Source organism: uncultured Subdoligranulum sp. (genome assembly GCF_937890665.1).
In genome coordinates, this window is sequence record NZ_CALADU010000304.1 from 1 (window position 1) to 17349 (window position 17349).

Annotated in this window: 17 protein-coding genes and 1 riboswitch; of the genes, 9 read left to right on the forward strand and 8 right to left on the reverse strand. The window is 59.7% G+C overall.

Features of this window, described 5'->3' with window-relative positions:
* Both Q0526_RS17545 and Q0526_RS17550 read left to right on the forward strand, forming a co-directional pair.
* On the forward strand, window positions 1–905 hold a 905-nt coding region (locus Q0526_RS17545), incomplete at its 5' end, for an SLC13 family permease (protein ID WP_298736519.1).
* Complete coding sequence (locus Q0526_RS17550; protein WP_298736522.1) at window positions 898–2115, forward strand: NADP-dependent isocitrate dehydrogenase; 1218 nt, start codon at window positions 898–900, stop codon at window positions 2113–2115. The genes Q0526_RS17545 and Q0526_RS17550, both read left to right, overlap by 8 nt.
* 56 nt (window positions 2116–2171) lie before the next feature.
* Here the strand turns inward: Q0526_RS17550 and Q0526_RS17555 are convergent, their stop codons facing one another.
* From Q0526_RS17555 to Q0526_RS17565, 3 genes are all read right to left on the reverse strand, one after another.
* Window positions 2172–2708: an RNA polymerase sigma factor gene (locus tag Q0526_RS17555; RefSeq protein WP_298736525.1), complete on the reverse strand. Its 537-nt coding sequence runs from the start codon at window positions 2706–2708 to the stop codon at window positions 2172–2174.
* A 27-nt stretch (window positions 2709–2735) separates the two neighbouring features.
* Entirely contained in the window at window positions 2736–3452 is a 717-nt protein-coding gene (locus Q0526_RS17560; protein WP_298736527.1) for a DUF4367 domain-containing protein, read from the reverse strand.
* 134 nt (window positions 3453–3586) lie between these two features.
* Entirely contained in the window at window positions 3587–3793 is a 207-nt protein-coding gene (locus Q0526_RS17565) for a hypothetical protein (RefSeq protein WP_298736530.1), read from the reverse strand.
* A 154-nt stretch (window positions 3794–3947) separates the two neighbouring features.
* Here Q0526_RS17565 and Q0526_RS18880 point away from each other — a divergent pair, with 154 nt between their 5' ends.
* A complete protein-coding gene (locus Q0526_RS18880; protein ID WP_366522142.1) occupies window positions 3948–4091 on the forward strand; it encodes a hypothetical protein in 144 nt (47 codons plus the stop codon).
* Complete coding sequence (locus tag Q0526_RS17570) at window positions 4085–5308, forward strand: MATE family efflux transporter (RefSeq protein ID WP_366522143.1); 1224 nt, start codon at window positions 4085–4087, stop codon at window positions 5306–5308. The genes Q0526_RS18880 and Q0526_RS17570 overlap by 7 nt, the downstream gene beginning before the upstream one ends.
* A 76-nt stretch (window positions 5309–5384) precedes the next feature.
* Here the strand turns inward: Q0526_RS17570 and Q0526_RS17575 are convergent, their stop codons facing one another.
* The 4 genes from Q0526_RS17575 to Q0526_RS17590 all read right to left on the reverse strand — a co-directional run bounded on the left by Q0526_RS17575 (window position 5385) and on the right by Q0526_RS17590 (window position 11449).
* Window positions 5385–7304 (reverse strand): glycogen/starch synthase, encoded by a 1920-nt coding sequence (locus Q0526_RS17575; RefSeq protein WP_298736533.1) that lies wholly within the window; start codon window positions 7302–7304, stop codon window positions 5385–5387.
* Window positions 7305–7666: 362 nt separating this feature from the next.
* Window positions 7667–9091 carry a 6-phospho-beta-glucosidase gene (gene ascB / locus Q0526_RS17580; RefSeq protein ID WP_298736536.1) on the reverse strand — a complete coding sequence of 475 codons (1425 nt, stop codon included), beginning with the start codon at window positions 9089–9091 and terminating at the stop codon, window positions 7667–7669.
* Window positions 9091–10506 carry a PTS cellobiose/arbutin/salicin transporter subunit IIBC gene (ascF, locus tag Q0526_RS17585; RefSeq protein WP_298736539.1) on the reverse strand — a complete coding sequence of 472 codons (1416 nt, stop codon included), beginning with the start codon at window positions 10504–10506 and terminating at the stop codon, window positions 9091–9093. Before ascF ends, ascB begins: the two co-directional genes overlap by 1 nt.
* A gap of 175 nt (window positions 10507–10681) precedes the next feature.
* Entirely contained in the window at window positions 10682–11449 is a 768-nt protein-coding gene (locus tag Q0526_RS17590) for a MurR/RpiR family transcriptional regulator (protein WP_298736542.1), read from the reverse strand.
* Window positions 11450–11614: 165 nt separating this feature from the next.
* On the opposite strand from Q0526_RS17590, the gene Q0526_RS17595 reads away from it, so the two are divergent.
* Together Q0526_RS17595 and ilvD are read left to right on the forward strand one after the other, a co-directional pair.
* Window positions 11615–12346, forward strand: a complete 732-nt coding sequence (locus Q0526_RS17595; RefSeq protein WP_298736545.1) for a FadR/GntR family transcriptional regulator — start codon at window positions 11615–11617, stop codon at window positions 12344–12346.
* Window positions 12347–12573: 227 nt separating this feature from the next.
* Window positions 12574–14328, forward strand: coding sequence for a dihydroxy-acid dehydratase (ilvD, locus tag Q0526_RS17600; protein WP_298736548.1), 1755 nt, complete (start codon window positions 12574–12576; stop codon window positions 14326–14328).
* Between the two features lie 89 nt (window positions 14329–14417).
* Here the strand turns inward: ilvD and Q0526_RS17605 are convergent, their stop codons facing one another.
* Entirely contained in the window at window positions 14418–14768 is a 351-nt protein-coding gene (locus Q0526_RS17605) for a helix-turn-helix transcriptional regulator (protein ID WP_298736551.1), read from the reverse strand.
* 113 nt (window positions 14769–14881) lie between these two features.
* Window positions 14882–15086, forward strand: a riboswitch (cobalamin riboswitch).
* 59 nt (window positions 15087–15145) lie between these two features.
* Between Q0526_RS17605 and Q0526_RS17610 the strand changes: the two genes are divergently transcribed.
* The 3 genes from Q0526_RS17610 (at window position 15146) to Q0526_RS17620 (ending at window position 17254) form a co-directional block, all read left to right on the forward strand.
* Window positions 15146–15652 (forward strand): DUF4430 domain-containing protein, encoded by a 507-nt coding sequence (locus Q0526_RS17610; RefSeq protein ID WP_298736553.1) that lies wholly within the window; start codon window positions 15146–15148, stop codon window positions 15650–15652.
* 1 nt (window position 15653) lies between these two features.
* Window positions 15654–16172, forward strand: a complete 519-nt coding sequence (locus Q0526_RS17615) for a hypothetical protein (RefSeq protein WP_298736555.1) — start codon at window positions 15654–15656, stop codon at window positions 16170–16172.
* A 377-nt stretch (window positions 16173–16549) separates the two neighbouring features.
* The gene (locus tag Q0526_RS17620; RefSeq protein ID WP_298736557.1) at window positions 16550–17254 is read left to right on the forward strand and encodes a DUF6198 family protein; all 705 of its coding nucleotides are present in this window, start codon (window positions 16550–16552) and stop codon (window positions 17252–17254) included.
* Window positions 17255–17349: the final 95 nt, after the last annotated feature.

Genomic DNA, 17349 nt, shown 5'->3' on the forward strand with positions numbered 1-17349 from the left:
GCGGTAACTTCCCCCCCGCGGCTCTGGGTGTGGTGTTCCGCGGCCTCATTGATACCGCCTACGAGGCGGACCCCTCTCTGACTCCTCTGGACTCCTTCTCCACCGAGATGACCATCTTTGGCTTTGCCATCGTATTCTCTCTCATTCTGATTACCATTTTCCGCTTTGGCTTTAAGGAGAACCGGAATATCGGCAAGGGTATTACCTTCCGCAAGCCTGAGCCCTTTGAGCCCAAGCAGCGCACCACTCTGAACCTGATGATCCTGATGATGGTGGTGGTTCTGGTCTTCCCCGTGCTGAAGATGATCCTGCCCTCCAACGAGCTGATCGCTTCCATCAGCGGCAAGATCGATGTGGGTCTGGTGGCTATGATCTTTACCGTTATCGCCCTGCTGCTGGACCTGGCTCCTCAGAAGGAGATCATTGCCAAGGTGCCCTGGAACACCATCCTGATGATTGCCGGTGCCGGCATGCTCATTGCAGTCGCTGTGGAGGCCGGTACCATTGAGCAGCTGTCCGCCTGGATCGGCGACAACGTGCCTGTCTTCCTGGTGCCCATTGCCTTCAGCATCGTGGCCGCCTTCATGAGCTTCTTCAGCTCCACCACCGGCGTCGTCACCCCCGCTCTGTTCCCCCTCATCCCCGCCCTGGCCGCCTCTACCGGCCTGAGCCCCGCTGTTCTGTTTGCCTGCACCGTTCTGGGTGCCCAGAGCAGCGCCATCAGCCCCTTCTCTTCCGGCGGCAGCCTGATCCTTGGCTCCTACGGCAACGACGAGGAGCGCAACAAGCTCTTTAACCGCCTGCTGTTTGTGGCTGTGCCCATCAGCGTGTGCGTCAGCGCGGTATACAACTTCTATGATCCTGTAAAATTACTTCTAAACTATTGGAGGTTTGACCATGAATAAGATCCAGATGACCACCCCTCTGGTGGAGATGGATGGCGACGAGATGACCCGAATCCTGTGGAAGGATATCAAGGACATTCTTCTGCTGCCCTATATTGACCTGAAAACCGAGTACTATGACCTGGGCCTGCCTGAGCGGGACCGTACCAATGACCAGGTGACCGTGGACTCTGCCCTGGCCACCCAGAAGTACGGCGTGGCGGTGAAGTGCGCCACCATCACCCCCAACGCCCAGCGCATGGACGAGTACAAGCTCCACCAGATGTGGAAGTCCCCCAACGGCACCATCCGGGCCATTCTGGATGGCACCGTGTTCCGTACTCCCATCATGGTCAAGGGGATCTCTCCCGTGGTAAAGAACTGGAAGAAGCCCATTACCATCGCCCGCCATGCCTACGGCGATGTGTACAAGGCCACCGAGTACCGGGTGCCCGGCCCCGGCAAGGCCGAGCTGGTTTTCACCGACGAGCAGGGCAAGGAGCTCTCCCGCCAGACCGTCTATGACTACGAGTGTCCCGGTGTGCTCCAGGCTCAGTACAACAAGGACTCCTCCATCTACTCCTTTGCCCGCTCCTGCTTCCAGTTTGCTCTGGACAGCAAGAAGGACCTGTGGTTTGCTACCAAGGACACCATCTCCAAGAAGTATGACCACACTTTCAAGGACATCTTCCAGGAGGTGTTTGACAAGGAGTACAAGGAGAAGTTTGACGCCGCCGGCATCACCTACTTCTACACCCTCATCGATGACGCAGTAGCCCGGGTCGTGCGCTCCGAGGGCGGCTACATCTGGGCCTGTAAGAACTACGACGGCGACGTGATGAGCGACATGGTCTCCACCGCTTTCGGCTCGCTGGCCATGATGACCTCGGTGCTGGTTTCCCCCGACGGCAACTACGAGTACGAGGCCGCCCACGGCACCGTTACCCGGCACTACTACAAGTACCTCAAGGGCGAGGAGACCTCCACCAACCCGGTGGCCACCCTCTTTGCCTGGTCCGGCGCACTGCGCAAGCGGGGCGAACTGGACGGCATCGACGCCCTGCCCCGCTTTGCCGATGCGCTGGAAAAAGCCACCATCGACACCATTGAGTCCGGCGTCATGACCGGTGACCTGTGCGCCATGTGGGAGGGCGAAGCCCCCGCCCGCAAGGTGACCTCGCTGGAATTCCTGCGGGAGATCCGCCGCCGGCTGGAAGAAGCGCTGGCCTGATTTTCCTCCAACCAAACACAAAGCCCTGTCCCGCAGCACCGCGGGGCAGGGCTTTTTTATTCGGAAAAAGTTTTGAGCAGCAGCGCCCGGGCCCGGTGGATGCGCACCTTGACGTTGGCTTCGCTGCAATGGAGCAGACCGGCGATTTCCTTAATGGAATAGCCCTTCACCCGCAGGGTCAGGGCGCGGCGGTAGATCTCCGGCATGTCAGTCAGCACCTCGATGGCTTGCTCGAGCTGCAGCCGGGTCAGCACCAGTTCTTCCGGTTCGGGGGCGTTGTCCTCCTCCCAAGGCTCGTCGGGCAGAGGCAGGACCTCTTTGCGGCGCTTCCACCGGCGCAGAAAGTCGATGGTCCGCTCCCGGGTGAGCAGATAGAGATAGGCTTTGAGCTGATGGGGATTTTCGATGCGCAGCGTGTCGATCTCCCCGAGGATCTGCAAAAACGTCTCGTGGACCGCATCCTCCGCCAGCGTCTGGTCTTTCAGAATGCTGATTGCCGTCTTGAGCATCATGGGATAGTAGGTGATATACACCGATTCAAATTTTCGTTTTTGCGCTTCCGTTTCCAGCGCCGTGAGGTAAAATACCAGCACGTGGTTCCCTCCTGGGTCCTTGCCGCCTTACGGCTGGGCAAAGGTGATTTGGATGTTCTGGCTGACTTGGATCAATTCGGCTACGTCGGAGCTGCCCGTCACCAGAAAGCTCAGGCCCTGCGCTTGCCAAAGCAGCAGGTTGCTGCCGTCCCCCATCACGCCCCACAGCGCGTCGTGGCCGTCAAATTGCAGGGCATAGTAGGTGGCGTACTCGTTGTCCAGCGCCACGCTCTGGGCCCCGTCCAGCGGCAGCACCCGCACCATCAGCCATTGGTCCCCCGCCTCATAGAGAGCGTAGAAATCGCTTTCTTCCGGCGTGCTGGACTGGGTCAGCGTAAGGCCCGCCGGCAGGTAGCCCAACGCGATCTGGGGGAAATCCTCCTCCTGAACCCCCGCCTCGGAGGAGAAAGTCACCGTCATGAACTGGTCGTGCCACTGGATCAGCGTGTCGGTCACCGCTTCCCGGACAGCCTTGACGGGCAGCAGGCAGCAAAACACCACCGACAACACCGCCGCCAGCGAAACCAGCACCCGCCGCCCTTGGGTCAGGGCCCGGCTGCGGGCCGACCGACGCTTGGCACGGCGGAGCAGCACCCCCATCTTTTGCCGGAACGCCGGGCTGGGTTCCACCGCAGGCTGGGCGGCTTCGATGGGTCCCAGCGCGGCCAGTTCCCGCTGTTCCGCCTCGGTGACGATCAGGGCGATCAGTGCGTCGGCCGAAATGCGAATCCGTTCTTCCTCCATGGTTTTTCCCTCCGCATGGTATGCTAACAGACCTTTGTGTACCATATTCCGCAGCGGCGTCCCCAAAGGTTACAGCCTTCGGGAGTTTTTTTCGCCCCACGACAAAAGGCGCTGCCATCGCAGCGCCTTGCCATTTAATGCATCCAAATATTGTTTTCCAGATCCTGCAGCCGGGCTTTGTAGTCAGCGATGCGGGCCTCGGTCTTTTCATCGTCGGGGAAGGTGATCAGGTAGTCCTCCCCTGCCGGGTGAAAGCCCACCAACCCGGCCAGCCCGGCCATTTCGGCCACTTTGAGCAGTGTATGGTAGTCGTATTCCTTGGAACTGATGAGTAGATTCATGAAAAACGCTCCTTTTGCCGTGGACAATCTTGTATAAGCATAGCACAATCCCGCCGGGGTTGCAATGGGCGTACTTTCGGTAGTGACAGAATCACATTTTTGCACTATACTGATAGAAAGTCAAAACAGCAAGAAAGTGAGCGCGTTTTGTACCATGAACCAGACACAGGACAAAGAATATCTCTTTGAACGTATGCCGGTGCCCGGCGCTGTGATGCAGCTTTCGCTGCCCATCGTGATCAGTTCGCTGGTGACCATCCTTTACAACTTGGCCGACACCTTTTTGTGGGTATGCTGAACAACCCGGTGGAAAATGCCGCCGTCACGCTGGTCTACCCCGTGACGCTGGCCTTCAACGCCGTAAACAACCTCTTCGGCGTGGGGGTATCCAGTGCCATGAGCCGTCATCTGGGCCGCAAAGCCTACGATCAGGTCCGGGTGTGCTCAGCCTTCGGCTTTTACGGTGCCATGATCAGCGGACTGCTCTTCTCGGCGCTCTGCATCCTCTTCCGGCTGCCGCTGCTCACCCTGCTGGGCACCGACGCCCAGACGCTGGACGCCACCGCCGGCTACCTGCACTGGACGGTCTGCTGCGGTGCTTTGCCCGCCATCCTCAACGTGGTGCAAAGCTACATGGTCCGCAGTGAGGGCAGTACCCTCCACGCCAGCATCGGCACGATGAGCGGCTGCCTGTTGAACATTGTGCTGGACCCCATCTTTATTCTGCCTTGGGGGCTGAATATGGGGGCCGCCGGGGCCGGGTTGGCCACCTTCCTGTCCAACTGTGTGGCCTGCCTGTATTTTGTGGTGCTGGCCCGCATCAAAAAAGGCAAAACCTTTGTATCGATGGACCTACGCCTGCTGCCCAAACTGACCGCCGAACAGATTCGGGATATTCTGGGAGTGGGCATTCCCGCCTCGATCCAGAACTTACTCAACGTGACCGGCACTACCCTGCTCAACAACTTTACCGCCCCCTTCGGCGCTGCGGCCATCGCCGCCATGGGCATCAGCCAGAAACTCTACATGATCCCCATGCAGGTGTCGCTGGGCTTTTCCCAAGGGATCATGCCGCTGGTCAGCTACAACTACGCCAGCGGCAACCGGAAGCGGATGAAACAGACCATCCTGTTTGCGATGCGCATCATCGTCTGTTCCGTGCTGTTTTTGACCGTTGTCTACTACCTAAGCGTACCGGCCATGATCCGCGCCTTTATGGACAGCGAGGAGATCATCGCCTATGGTTCCCGGTTTTTGCGGGTGATGAGCTTGGGCTTTGTCTTTCTGTGTACCGACTTTCTGGCAGTGGGCGTCTTTCAGGCCTTGGGCATGGGCCGCAACGCCCTGCTCTTTGCCATCTGCCGCAAATTGGTGCTGGAGATTCCCCTGCTGTTCCTGCTGAACCATTTCTACCCGCTGTACGGCCTGCCCTTCGCCCAACTGATCACCGAAATTTTCCTGTCCTGTCTGGGCGTGATCATGCTGCGCCGCATCTTCCGTGCCGAAGTCCACTGACCTACCACAAAAAACCGCCCCGGTCCATCGCGGACCGGGGCGGTTTGCTGTTGTCAGAAACGGGGCGCGGCGCCGATTACCACGGCGTCAGCTCCAGATACAGGTCTTTGTACTGGCGAGCAGAGTTCTCCCACGAGACATCCTTGGCCATATCCCGCTGGACCACCTCATCCCAGTGGTAGCGGTTGACGAAATACTCGGTCTTGGCCCGGTTGATGGCATCCAGCAGCAGGCCCGCGTCATAGCGGTCAAAGGTGAAGCCGTTGCCCTCACCGTTGAAGAGGTTGTAGGGCTGGACGGTGTCCTTCAGGCCGCCGGTTTCCCGCACGATGGGCAACGTGCCGTAGTGCATGGCGTTGAGCTGGGTCAGGCCGCAGGGCTCGAACCGGGAGGGCACCAGCAGAGCGTCGGCGCCGGCATAGATGCGGTGGGCCCGGCTTTCGTCGTACTGGATGCAGGCGCTGAACATGCCGCGGTAGGCATTCTCATAGTAGCGGAAGGTATCCTCGTACTGTTTGTCACCGGTGCCCAGCACGACGATCTGGGTATTGCCGTCCATCAGTTCGGGCACGATGGCGTTGACGAGGTCCAGACCCTTCTGGTTGGTCAGGCGGGAGATCAGGCCGATGACGAACTTGCCCTGATCCTGCACCAGACCCAGTTCTTCCTGCAGGGCCAGCTTGTTCTGCCACTTGTGGTCCAACACGTTGGTGATGTCGTAGTTGACAGCCAGTGCCGGGTCGGTGGCGGGGTTCCACATGCCGTAGTCGATGCCGTTGACGATGCCCCGCAGCTTGTAGCTGTGGTACCGCAGATGGTCCTCCAGCTTTTCGCCGTACTCGGGGGTCTGGATCTCCCACGCATAGGTGCCGCTGACCGTGGTGATCCGGTCGGCGTAGGCCAGACCGCCCTTGAGCATGTTGGCGTCCTCGTAGCCCTGTTTCAAAGCCCCCATCTGGAACACTTCATCAGGCAGACCGGTCCAGTATTTCAGGGTAGGGATGTTGTAAATGCCCTGGAACCGCAGGTTGTGGATGGTCAGCACCGTTTGGGCGTGACCCACCGGGGTGTCTTGGAACATGGTGCGCAGATACACCGGCACCAGCGTCGCCTGCCAGTCGTGGCAGTGGATGACGTCGGGGATCCAGTTCATAAAGTTCAGCGCGGCCAGTGCAGCCTTGCTGAAGAAGCAATACTTGGGAATATCGTCCACCAAGCTGATGTAGGGGTTGCCCGAGGAGAAGAACTCCTCGTTGTCGATGAAGTCATAGACCACGCCGTCCCACACATACTCCATGATGCCCACGTAGTAGTTGCGGCCCGTCAGGCCCAGATCCATGTAAAATTCGCCGCGGTAGACCATCTTGTTCTGGTACTGCTGGGGAATGCAGGCGTACCGGGGCAAAATCACCCGCACGTCGCAGTTCTGCTTGACCAGCTCCCGGGGCAGGGCATACATCACGTCCCCCAGACCGCCGGTCTTAACAAAGGGATGGCATTCCGAACCGATAAACGCAACGCTTCTGCGGGGCGAAACATACTGTTCCATAGGGATTCCCTCCTCCGGTTGTGCCGGTTGTTCCACAGGCGCCGGGGCTGCTTCCACAGGGGCCGGTGCAGCTTTTTTCACCGCGGGCTTGGTCTTTTTTGCCGCGGGTTTGGCCGCTTTCTTGGCGGTGGGCTTTTCCGTTTTGGCCGCGGGCTTTGCCGGCTCGGCGGCGGGTTCCGCCTTCTTGGCGGCAGGCTTTTCGGCTTTCGCCGCGGGCTTTGCCGGCTCGGCGGCAGATTCCGCCTTCTTGGCGGCAGGCTTTTCGGCTTTCGCCGCGGGCTTTACCGGCTCGGCGGCAGGTTCCGCTTTCTTAGCGGCAGGCTTTTCGGCTTTCGCCGCGGGCTTTACCGGCTCGGCGGCGGGTTCCGCCTTCTTAGCGGCAGGCTTTTCGGCTTTCGCCGCGGGCTTTACCGGCTCGGCGGCGGGTTCCGCTTTCTTCCGTGCCATACAATCGCTTCCTTTCGATTCTTCTCATATCCATCGTAAACCGGTGCGCCGCCGAAACCGGAGGACGCACAAGGTGTCAGGCTATACCGGGGGACGCTGCATCGGCTGGGCCGCTGTGCGCCGCAAAGGCCGTTGGGACCGCCTGCGCGGCAACGGCTCCATCTTTCCCTGAGCCTATGGAAAATACTAACATATTCCCGTCAAAATTTCAATCGTTCATAGGGGCAAACGGGCAGAATCGACACCTTTCGTTTCGGTTCGGCCCCGCTTTTTTCCACCGGGGGCGGCACAGGTCCCCTTGACGCCAAAAACAGCCGGCCAACCTTGCGGTTGACCGGCTGTTTGGCAAGGGCTTGCCGCCCTTAGTCCAGGCAGCGCCCGTTGGTGGCGATGACCTGTTTGTACCAGTAGAAGGATTTTTTCCGGCGGCGCTGGAGCGTGCCGTTGCCGTTGTCGTCCTTGTCCACATAGACAAAGCCGTAGCGCTTGCTCATCTCGCCGGTGGAGGCCGAAACCAGATCGATACCGCTCCAGGTAATGTAACCCAGCAGCGGCACACCGTCCTCCATGGCGTCCCGCATGGCCAAAATGTGCTGGCGCAGATAATCGATGCGGTATTCATCGTCGATGGTACCGTCGGGCTGCACCACATCCTTGGCGCCCAGACCGTTCTCCACAATGAAGAGCGGTTTCTGATAGCGGTCATAGAGCTGGTTCATCGTGATACGCAGCCCCAGCGGGTCGATGGCCCAGCCCCATTGGCTGGTTTGCAGGTAGGGGTTCTTCACCGAGCGGACCACGTTGCCGTCGTTGATCTGCTTATCCTCCAGCGAGGCCGCTACGCAGCGGCTGGCATAGTAGCTGAAGGAGATGAAATCGGTGGTGGTGTTGAGGATCTCGTCGTCGCCGGGTTCGGTGACCAGTTGGACGCCCTTTTCCCGGAACATCTTCGCCGCATAGGAGGGGTAGTGGCCCCGCACCTGTACGTCGATGAAAAAGAGGTTTTCCTGTTCCTTACGCACCGACTCCATCACGTCCGCCGGGTTGCAGGAGTAGGGGTAGAAGCTGCCCCCCGCCAGCATGCAGCCCACCTTGTTTTCGGCACTGTACCGGTGGGCCAGCCGCACGGCCTGCGCACTGGCCAGCAGAATGTGGTGGGCGGCCTGATAGATGACCTGATTGCGGTTTTCGCCGGGCTGGAACGCGATGCCCGCCCCCGAGAAGGGGCTGTGCAGCACGATGTTGATCTCGTTAAAGGTCAGCCAGTACCGTACATAGGGCGAAAACTCCCGGAAGCAGGTCTCGGCATAGCGCAGGAAGAAGGCAATGACCTTGCGGCTGCGCCAAGCGCCGTATTTTTCCACCAGTCCCATGGGAATGTCAAAGTGACTGAGGGTGACCAGCGGCTCCATGCCCTGTTTGCGGCATTCCTGAAACAGATCCTTGTAGAAGGCGATGCCTTCGGGATTGGGCGTTTCCTCATCGCCCTGCGGGAAAAGCCGCGACCACGAAATGGAGGTGCGGAAGACCCGCAGCCCCATCTCGCCCATCAGGGCCAGATCCTCGCGGTAATGATGGTAGAAATCCACACCGGTATGGCTGGGATAAAATTCCTCGGGCTGCAGGGCGGGCTGGGCGGTTTGACCCAGTTTGACCTCCATGCGGTGCTGCCCGTGGGGAATCATATCAATGTTGCTGAGGCCCCGCCCGCCTTCGCGGAAGGCGCCCTCTGCCTGATTGGCAGAGATGGCACTGCCCCACAAAAAGGTTTCAGGAAACTGAAACATCAGGCATTCGTCTCCTTTTCTTCGGGAATATCCTCAAAGCCGATGATCAGAGTCAGGACAAAGGACAGTACGATGGACAGCAGCACGATACCCACGATCCAGAGCAGGCTGGTGGTGGGGTTGGCCGGGTCGATGAACTGGATGACGGTCAGCACGCTGGGCGAGACCATGGACCGGCTGGCCAGACCGCCGATGCCGGCCAAGCAGCCGCAGACAAAACCGGTGATCAGCGAAGCGATCAGGGGCCGCTTGAGGCGGACCGCCACGCCGTAGAGGGCGGGCTCGGTGGTGCCGGCGATCAGCGCAGAGGAAGCCGCCGCCAACGCGGTCTGGCGCAGTTCGCTGTTCTTGGTACGCAGCGCAACGGCCAGAGAAACGCCGCCCAAGGAGAGGTTGGCGCCGATCTCAGAGGGCATAACGGTACCTTCCATACCGGTGTCCGAGATGGTCTGCAGGATGGTGGGGGTAAAGACACGATGCATACCGGTGATGACCAGCAGCGGCCAGATGGCGCCCATGATACCCACTGCCAAGAAGCCGATCTTGTCCTGCACGAAGTAGATGAAGGCGGAGATCGCCTCGCCGATCATGATGCCTGCGGGGCCCACGAACAGAATGCCGATGGGAGCCGCAATGACGATGATGAGCATCGGCTTGAGGAAGTTCTTGGTAACGGCGGGGGTGATCTTGTCAATAAAGCGCTCGATGTACGAGAGGATCCAGGTCATGCAGAAGGCCGGGATCACCGTGTGGGTGTACTTGACCGACGCGATGGGAATGCCCAAGAAATGGGCGGCGGTGTCGCCTACCGTGACGGACTCCATCAGGGTGCGGAAGTCGGGGTAGAGCAGCACACCGGCGATGGCTACTGCCAGATACACGTTGGTGCGGAACTTTTTCGCAGCGGAGGCGGCCACCATGATGGGCAGGAAGTAGAAGGCCGCATCGCCGATGCTGTTCAGAATGATGTAGGTGTCGCTGTCAGTGGCCAGCACACCCGCCATCTGGAGCAGCATGACCACCAGCTTCAGCATAGAAGCACCGATGATCGGGGGGATCAAGGGGGACATCGTGCCCACGATGGCGTCCAGAATGTTGTTGCCGATCTTCTTCAGGGTCAGGGGTTCCTTCTTTTCGCCGCGGGCGATCTCGCTGCCCTCGCCGAAGTTGCCCAGCTTCATCACTTCCTGATAGGCTTTGCCTACGTTGTTGCCGATGATGACCTGAAACTGGCCGCCCTGCTGGGTGACGCCCATGACGCCGTCGATGGCCTTGACGGCGGCTTCATCCAGCTTGCTGTTGTCTTTCAGGACAAATCTCAGCCGCGTCATGCAGTGGGTGACGCTTTCGATGTTGTCCACGCCGCCAATGTTGTCCACAATGGCTTGGCTGATGACTGCGTAATCTTTTGCCATTTTTTTAGCACCTCTTCTAGTTTTTCTCCAAACCGTATGCTGTTGAGGGGTTCGCGCGCGTGCTCTCAATGGCTCTTATTATAGGCAGCGCAGCAAGGCTTGTCAGCACCTTTTCCGCGGAAAAAAACGATTCCCGTCGATTGGCATTTGTTACGCAGAAAAAACAGTCTGTTTCTTACAAACCCTCCTCCATGCCCTCGGGGGCAATGCCCGCCTCGTTCAGATAGCGGTAGACTTTTTTGGCCAATTTTTCGATGATGCACATTGCCGGGATCTGACTGGTCACGTCGTACACCTTCAGCCGGCGGTAGGTGATATAGTAGGCAATGTTATAATCCGACAGCCGGGCAACGGTGCAGTTTTCACTGTTGGTGATGCTGATGACCGTACACCCCCGCTCCTTAAAGCGCTGCAGATGGCTGATGGTGTCCCGGGATTCCCCCGACACCGAAAAGACAATGGCCAAGGCGTTGTTGAGCATCCGGCTCTCGGTGGGATAGTGGGGTTCGTCGATGTACAGGCAGAATTTGCCGATGCTGGAAAAATACCGTGCGCCGTACTTGGCCACGATGCCGGACATTCCGCTGCCCACAAAAAAGATGTTGTTGCTGTGGACGATGAGCTCCACCAGCGATTCCAACCGCTCGTCGAAATCATCATTGACCGTCTTTTTCAAAAAATCGATGATCTCCAGCACATCGTCGGGCAGTTGGGGCTGTTCCTTCTGGCGGCGGCTGTATTCCCGCATCTTCAGCTTAAATTCCGCATAGCCGTTGCAGCCCACCTTGCTGCAAAAACGCAGCACCGTGGAGGTGGACACGTGGGCTTCCTCAGCCAGTTCCCGGATCCGCATATAGGGCACCCGGTTCTGGTTGTGCATGACAAATTCATAGACTTCCCGCTCCAGTTCGTTCAGCGACTGGATCTGTTCGGCAGTAAACATGGCATCCTCCTGCCCGCCGCCGGGTCTTGGACCGGGCAGCGGCCTGTTTCTATCTGGGTTTATCGTACCACAGACCCTTTTTTCCGGCAAGAGGGGCACCGCATTGCTTTCTGGCCCCGGGTATGGTATAACTGAACCAAAGCATCGACAACCAAGGAGCGGCAGATGGAACAGGCAAACACACAACGGAAACGGCGGGGCGCCCAGTTGGAAGACGACCTGCTGGCCTACATTTTAGGGACGCCCATTCCCATTGGGGAAAAACTGCCCAACGAGTTTACGCTGGCCCAGATGTTTCAGGTGGGCCGCAGCACCCTGCGGGAGGCCTTGAAAGGTCTGGTGACCAAGGGCATTCTGGAAGTGCGGCAGGGCGACGGCACCTATGTAAAAAGTCACTGCACCGTAACGGAAGACCCTCTGGGCTTGTCCCGGCTGGACGACAAATACAAGCTGGCGCTGGAACTGATGGACGTGCGCCTCATTCTGGAACCGGAGATCGCCGCCGCAGCCGCCGCCCACGCCACCCCCGAAACCCAAGCAGAACTGCGGGCCCTCTGCGACAAGGTGGAAACCCTCTGCCAATCGGGGCAGGACCATATCCCGCAGGACATCGCCTTTCACACCTGCATCGCCCGGTGCAGCCAAAACCGGGTCATGGAGATGCTGGTGCCCATCATCAACACGGCAGTGACCACCTTTGCCAGCCTGACCCACCGCACCCTGCGGCAGGAGACCATCCAGACCCACCGTGCCATCACCGACGCCATTCTGGCCGGGGATACCGTGGGGGCGCGCTGCGCCATGGTCATGCACCTGACCTACAACCGGCAGGCCCTGATGGAATTGTGGCAGGAGCAGCGCCCCCCGCAGCCGGACGGGGCCGATGCGCTCAAGTAAGAAGCGCAAGGTTTTTCAAGCGTCTAGGACGGGCTTCGGCCCGTCTTTTTTTGGTACTGCTATTCTTGGGCAGAAAAACATCTGATGTATATTGCATTTTACGCCGTAATCTGCTAGATTATACGCAAGAAGGTATGATGTATTCCTCTCAACGAGAGGTCAGGGGCGTTGGTACGTCCCTGCATCATGCGCAGCAACCTATTGTAACGGAAAGTGGGGAACCTTGTATGGAACTGATCAGTCAAAAGATGCGCAAACTGGCGCCCGAGTTGGATCCGCTGCGGATCGGCACCGGCTGGAAGCCGGAGGATCTGGCCAAGCCGCAGGTCATTATTGAAAGCACCGCCGGCGACAGCCACCCGGGCAGCGGCCACCTGCAGACGCTGGTGGAGGAAGTCCGCAAAGGCGTAGCCGAAGCAGGCGGCCACGGCGCCCGGTATTACTGCACCGACATCTGCGACGGCGAAAGCCAAGGCACCGACGGCATCAATTACAGCTTGGCCAGCCGGGAGATCATCGCCAATATGATCGAGATCCATGCCAACGCCACCCCCTTTGATGCCGGTGTCTATCTGGCCAGTTGCGACAAGGGCATGCCCGCCAACCTGATGGGGCTGATGCGGGTGGACATCCCCGCGGTGGTGGTGCCGGGCGGCACGATGAACGCCGGCCCCGAGATGCTGACGCTGGAGCAGTTGGGTATGTACAGCGCCAAGTTTGAGCGGGGCGAGATCGATCAGGCCAAGCTGGACTGGGCCAAGCAGAATGCCTGCCCCAGCTGCGGCGCCTGCAGCTTCATCGGCACGGCTTCCACCATGCAGATCATGGCCGAAGCACTGGGTCTGGCCCTGCCGGGCAGCGCCCTGATGCCCGCCACCAGCCCCGACCTGCTGGCCTATGCCCGGGAAGCCGGCCGCCGCGCGGTGGAGATGGCCGGTCACGACGAGATGCGCCCCAGCCGTCTGGTCACGCTGGAGAGCTTCGAGAACGCCATTCTGGTCCACGCCGCCATTTCGGGTTCCACCAACTGCCTGCTGCACCTGCCCGCCATCGCCCACGAGCTGGGCATCGAGATCACCGGTGACACCTTTGACCGGCTGCACCGCGGCGCCCACTACCTGCTGGATGTGCGCCCCGCCGGCCGCTGGCCCGCCGAGTGCTTCTACTATGCCGGCGGCGTACCGGCCATCATGGAGGAGATCAAGGACCACCTCCATCTGGACGTGATGACCGTCACCGGCAAGACCTTGGGCGAGAACCTCGAAGAGCTGAAGCGCAACGGCTTCTACGAGCGCTGCGAGGGCTGGCTGGCCCAGTTCAACGAGCGGTACGGCTGCCACATCACCCGGCAGGACATCATCCGCCCCTACGAGGAAGCGCTGGGCGTGGATGGTTCCATCGCGGTGCTCAAGGGCAATCTGGCCCCCGAAGGCGCGGTCATCAAGCACACCGCCTGCCCCAAAGAGATGTACAAGGCCGTGCTGCGGGCCCGTCCCTTTGACAGCGAGGAGGAATGTCTGGCCGCCGTACTGCACCACGAAGTACAGAAGGGCGACGCCGTCTTTATCCGCTACGAAGGCCCCAAGGGCAGCGGCATGCCCGAGATGTTCTACACCTCGGAGGCCATCTCCTCCGACAAGGAGCTGGGCCGCAGCATCGCGCTGATCACCGACGGACGGTTCTCCGGCGCGTCCACCGGTCCCGTTATCGGCCATTGCAGCCCCGAGGCTGTGGACGGCGGTCCCATCGCGCTGGTGGAGCAGGACGACCTCATCGAGATCGACGTCTTTGCCCGCAAGCTGAACATCGTGGGGGTCAAGGGCGAGCGCCGCACCCCCGAGGAGATCGACGCCATTCTGGCCCAGCGCCGCGCCCAGTGGCAGCCCAAGCCCCGCAAATACACTCAGGGCGTGATGCGGCTCTTCAGCAAATTGGCCGCCAGCCCCATGAAGGGCGCCTATCTGGACTACGACGCCGATTAAGGGGTTCCCCATCCATTCACAAGATAAGCAACAGAAAAGTACCGCCCCGTGGGGCGGTACTTTTTTGCATTTTCCCCGCTGGCAAAGGGTTACCGGGTGCTCCGCAGCAGTTCCTCCGGCGGGACATCCAGCAGCTTGGCCAATGCGATCAGGTTGGTGGTGCTGGGGTCGGCACGGCCGCTCTCCCACTTGGAAACCGCCTGCCGGCTGACCCCCAGCGCTTCGGCCACAAACTCCTGCGTCATACCGCATTGGACCCGGCGCTGCCGGATGGTTTCCCCCAAGGTTTTGGCCTGTTGGGCTTGTTCCGCCCGGCGCGGCTCCGACGCCAGATATTTGCGCAGCGCCCGGATGATCAGGTAGACAAGATACCCCAGCACCGTCGCCAGCAAAGTCAACATTCCCAGATTCAAAATGGTCACCCATACCGCCATCTTCATGGCAAAGCCCCCTTTCCGGCTCTCATTATAGCCCAAACTTGCCGGTTGCGCCAGCAACCAACGCGCAACCGGCAGGGTTTCGGCATCTTTTTTCGCCGTTGGGCGGGGCGGTTTGCAAAACGGCGCCGCTTGCCGTATAATAATACCCACCTGAAAAGGAAGCAGGTGGGAATCCTGCGCGAGCCCGTCGCCGTATACCGCGTCGGGGGTCTTTCTGTCCGGCGCCGCAAGCCGGAGACACGCCATTGAGAGCCGTTCTTGAGAAGGTGAAAGATCCTGCGGGCAGCCGGAATATTTTTCAGGTTTTTCTTCCCGTTCCGCTGCGAGCACCGGCCGGACCGGGTACACATCCCATGGAAAAATAAGGAGAGAACACCATGCAGAAACACACTTGCAGAAAATCCGTGTCGCTTCTGGTATGCTGCGCGCTGTTTGCGGCCACCGCGCTTTTCACCACCGGATGCAGCACCAACACCGAAACCGCCGATTCCTCCGCCAGTGTAGCCGCTACCAGCGAGGCGTCCAGCACCGCTGCCAGCGAAGCCGCACCGGCCACCCCCGACACCGCCGCCACCGAAGTTCAGGTGCTGGGGGAAGGAGCCACCGTCTTTTCCTTTGCGGTGGTGGACGCCGACGGCAACCAGACCGATTTTGAGATCCATACCGATGCCACCACGGTGGGCGACGCCCTGTCCGAACTGGGCCTGATCGAGGGCGAGGACAGCGAGTACGGCCTGTACGTCAAGACCGTCAACGGCATCACCGTGGACTACGACACCGACGGCAAGTACTGGGCTTTCTATGTGGACGACGCCTACGCCCAGACCGGCGTGGACACCACCGAGATCACCGACGGTGCCAGCTACGCTTTCCGCGTCGAGTAAGTTGAAACTTTCCGTCAAGGAGATCGCCGTCTTCGGCATGCTGGGGGGCCTGATGTATGCCTCCAAGGCGCTGATGGAGGTGCTGCCCAACGTGCATCTGCTGGGGGTATTCGTGGTGGCACTGACGGTGGTCTACCGCAAAAAGGCCCTCTATCCCATCTACACCTACGTGCTGCTCAACGGCCTGCTGGCAGGGTTCGCGCTGTGGTGGCTGCCCTACCTCTACCTATGGACCGTGTTGTGGGCATGGGTCATGCTGCTGCCCCGGCAGCTTCCGGCCAAGCTCCGCCCGCTGGTCTACATGACGGTCTGTGCGGCCCACGGTTTTTTGTTCGGCACCCTTTACGCCCCGGCGCAGGCACTGCTCTTTGGGCTGGACTGGCAGGGCATGGTGGCGTGGATCGTCGCCGGTCTGCCGTGGGATTTTGTCCACGGGGTGAGCAACTTCTGCTGCGGGGTGCTGATCTGCCCCCTTATTGCCCTGCTGCAAAATGCCGAGCGCCTTACCCGCCCCCGGTGAATCATGTTTCTATCGCCTACCGCCGCCTTCGGGCGGCGGTTTTGTCTTGACAGAAAGCACCATTTTGTCATACAATAAGCATTGTTATTAACAGAATGCTTAGTATTTGGCATATCGGGCGCAGCCTTGGGGTGGCTTTCGGGGGAATGACTACCGACGCCCCATACAAACGATCCTACGGATTCCTGCGGAGGGAAGCCTGCCACGGTGGGCTTCCCTCTCTTGCGCGCAAAGGCCGCTGGACGAAGCACGGCAGTGATGTTGTTCTTCTCTCCGGCGGTCTTTCCCTCTGCCTTTTTTCGGGGCACAGCGGGCGCAGGGCAGCACCGCACAAGCTGCCGCAAACCGGTATGCCCCACGGGAAAGGAACGGTACGAATGAAAGAAAAAAGCATCCATATGGCAAAATGCGTCCTCGTCTACTGTCTGGGCCTCTTTATCATGGCCATGGGCGTGTCGTTTTCCGGCACTGCCGATTTAGGCATGTCGCCGGTGAACTCCATCCCTTATGTCCTCAGCGAGATTTTCACCGCGCTGTCCATGGGGACGTGGATCATCATTATCTTTTCACTCTACATCCTCATCCAGTTTGTCATCTTGGGCCGCGACTTTCAGCCGTGGCGGATCTTGCAGTTGATCTGCACCACCCTCTTCGGCTACTTTACCGACTTTACCAACTTTTTGGCCGACTGCTTTTTGCCGGACCCCGCCCAGATGCCCTTCTCTCCGGCGGTGGTCTATGGCGTACGGCTGCTCTATCTTTTCATCAGCATGGTGCTCATCGCACTGGGCATCCTCTTCTATCTGGCCCCCAATCTGATCTCACTGCCCGGCGAGGGCATCATGCAGGTCATCGCCCACAAGTTGGACAAGCCCCTGCCCGTCATCAAAATGTGCTTTGACTGCACGGTGTCCCTTATTGCACTGGCCATCTCGCTGGCCTACTTCCGCCAATTCCACGGCATCCGGGAGGGCACCGTGATCGCTGCCTTTGGGGTGGGCAAGATTCTGGGCCTGTACGAGCCCCTCAAGCCCGCTTTGCACCGCTTTATGCATGGCTTGGAAGCGGAAGAAGCCCTTTGATCCGCTGCAAAAACCGGTTGGCCGAATGGCCGGCCGGTTTTTTCTGTTCATATAAGAACCACAAGCTATGCTTGTGGGCGAATATAGCACGAGCG

Bases quoted from the DNA above. Each gene is read 5' to 3' on its own strand.
- Q0526_RS17550 (WP_298736522.1), top strand. From the start codon at position 898: ATGAATAAGATCCAGATGACCACCCCTCTGGTGGAGATGGATGGCGAC.
- Q0526_RS17560 (WP_298736527.1), bottom strand. From the start codon at position 3,452: ATGGAGGAAGAACGGATTCGCATTTCGGCCGACGCACTGATCGCCCTG.
- Q0526_RS17565 (WP_298736530.1), bottom strand. From the start codon at position 3,793: ATGAATCTACTCATCAGTTCCAAGGAATACGACTACCATACACTGCTC.
- Q0526_RS18880 (WP_366522142.1), top strand. From the start codon at position 3,948: ATGAACCAGACACAGGACAAAGAATATCTCTTTGAACGTATGCCGGTG.
- Q0526_RS17570 (WP_366522143.1), top strand. From the start codon at position 4,085: ATGCTGAACAACCCGGTGGAAAATGCCGCCGTCACGCTGGTCTACCCC.
- Q0526_RS17575 (WP_298736533.1), bottom strand. From the start codon at position 7,304: ATGGCACGGAAGAAAGCGGAACCCGCCGCCGAGCCGGTAAAGCCCGCG.
- ascB (WP_298736536.1), bottom strand. From the start codon at position 9,091: ATGTTTCAGTTTCCTGAAACCTTTTTGTGGGGCAGTGCCATCTCTGCC.
- ascF (WP_298736539.1), bottom strand. From the start codon at position 10,506: ATGGCAAAAGATTACGCAGTCATCAGCCAAGCCATTGTGGACAACATT.
- Q0526_RS17590 (WP_298736542.1), bottom strand. From the start codon at position 11,449: ATGTTTACTGCCGAACAGATCCAGTCGCTGAACGAACTGGAGCGGGAA.
- Q0526_RS17595 (WP_298736545.1), top strand. From the start codon at position 11,615: ATGGAACAGGCAAACACACAACGGAAACGGCGGGGCGCCCAGTTGGAA.
- ilvD (WP_298736548.1), top strand. From the start codon at position 12,574: ATGGAACTGATCAGTCAAAAGATGCGCAAACTGGCGCCCGAGTTGGAT.
- Q0526_RS17605 (WP_298736551.1), bottom strand. From the start codon at position 14,768: ATGAAGATGGCGGTATGGGTGACCATTTTGAATCTGGGAATGTTGACT.
- Q0526_RS17610 (WP_298736553.1), top strand. From the start codon at position 15,146: ATGCAGAAACACACTTGCAGAAAATCCGTGTCGCTTCTGGTATGCTGC.
- Q0526_RS17620 (WP_298736557.1), top strand. From the start codon at position 16,550: ATGAAAGAAAAAAGCATCCATATGGCAAAATGCGTCCTCGTCTACTGT.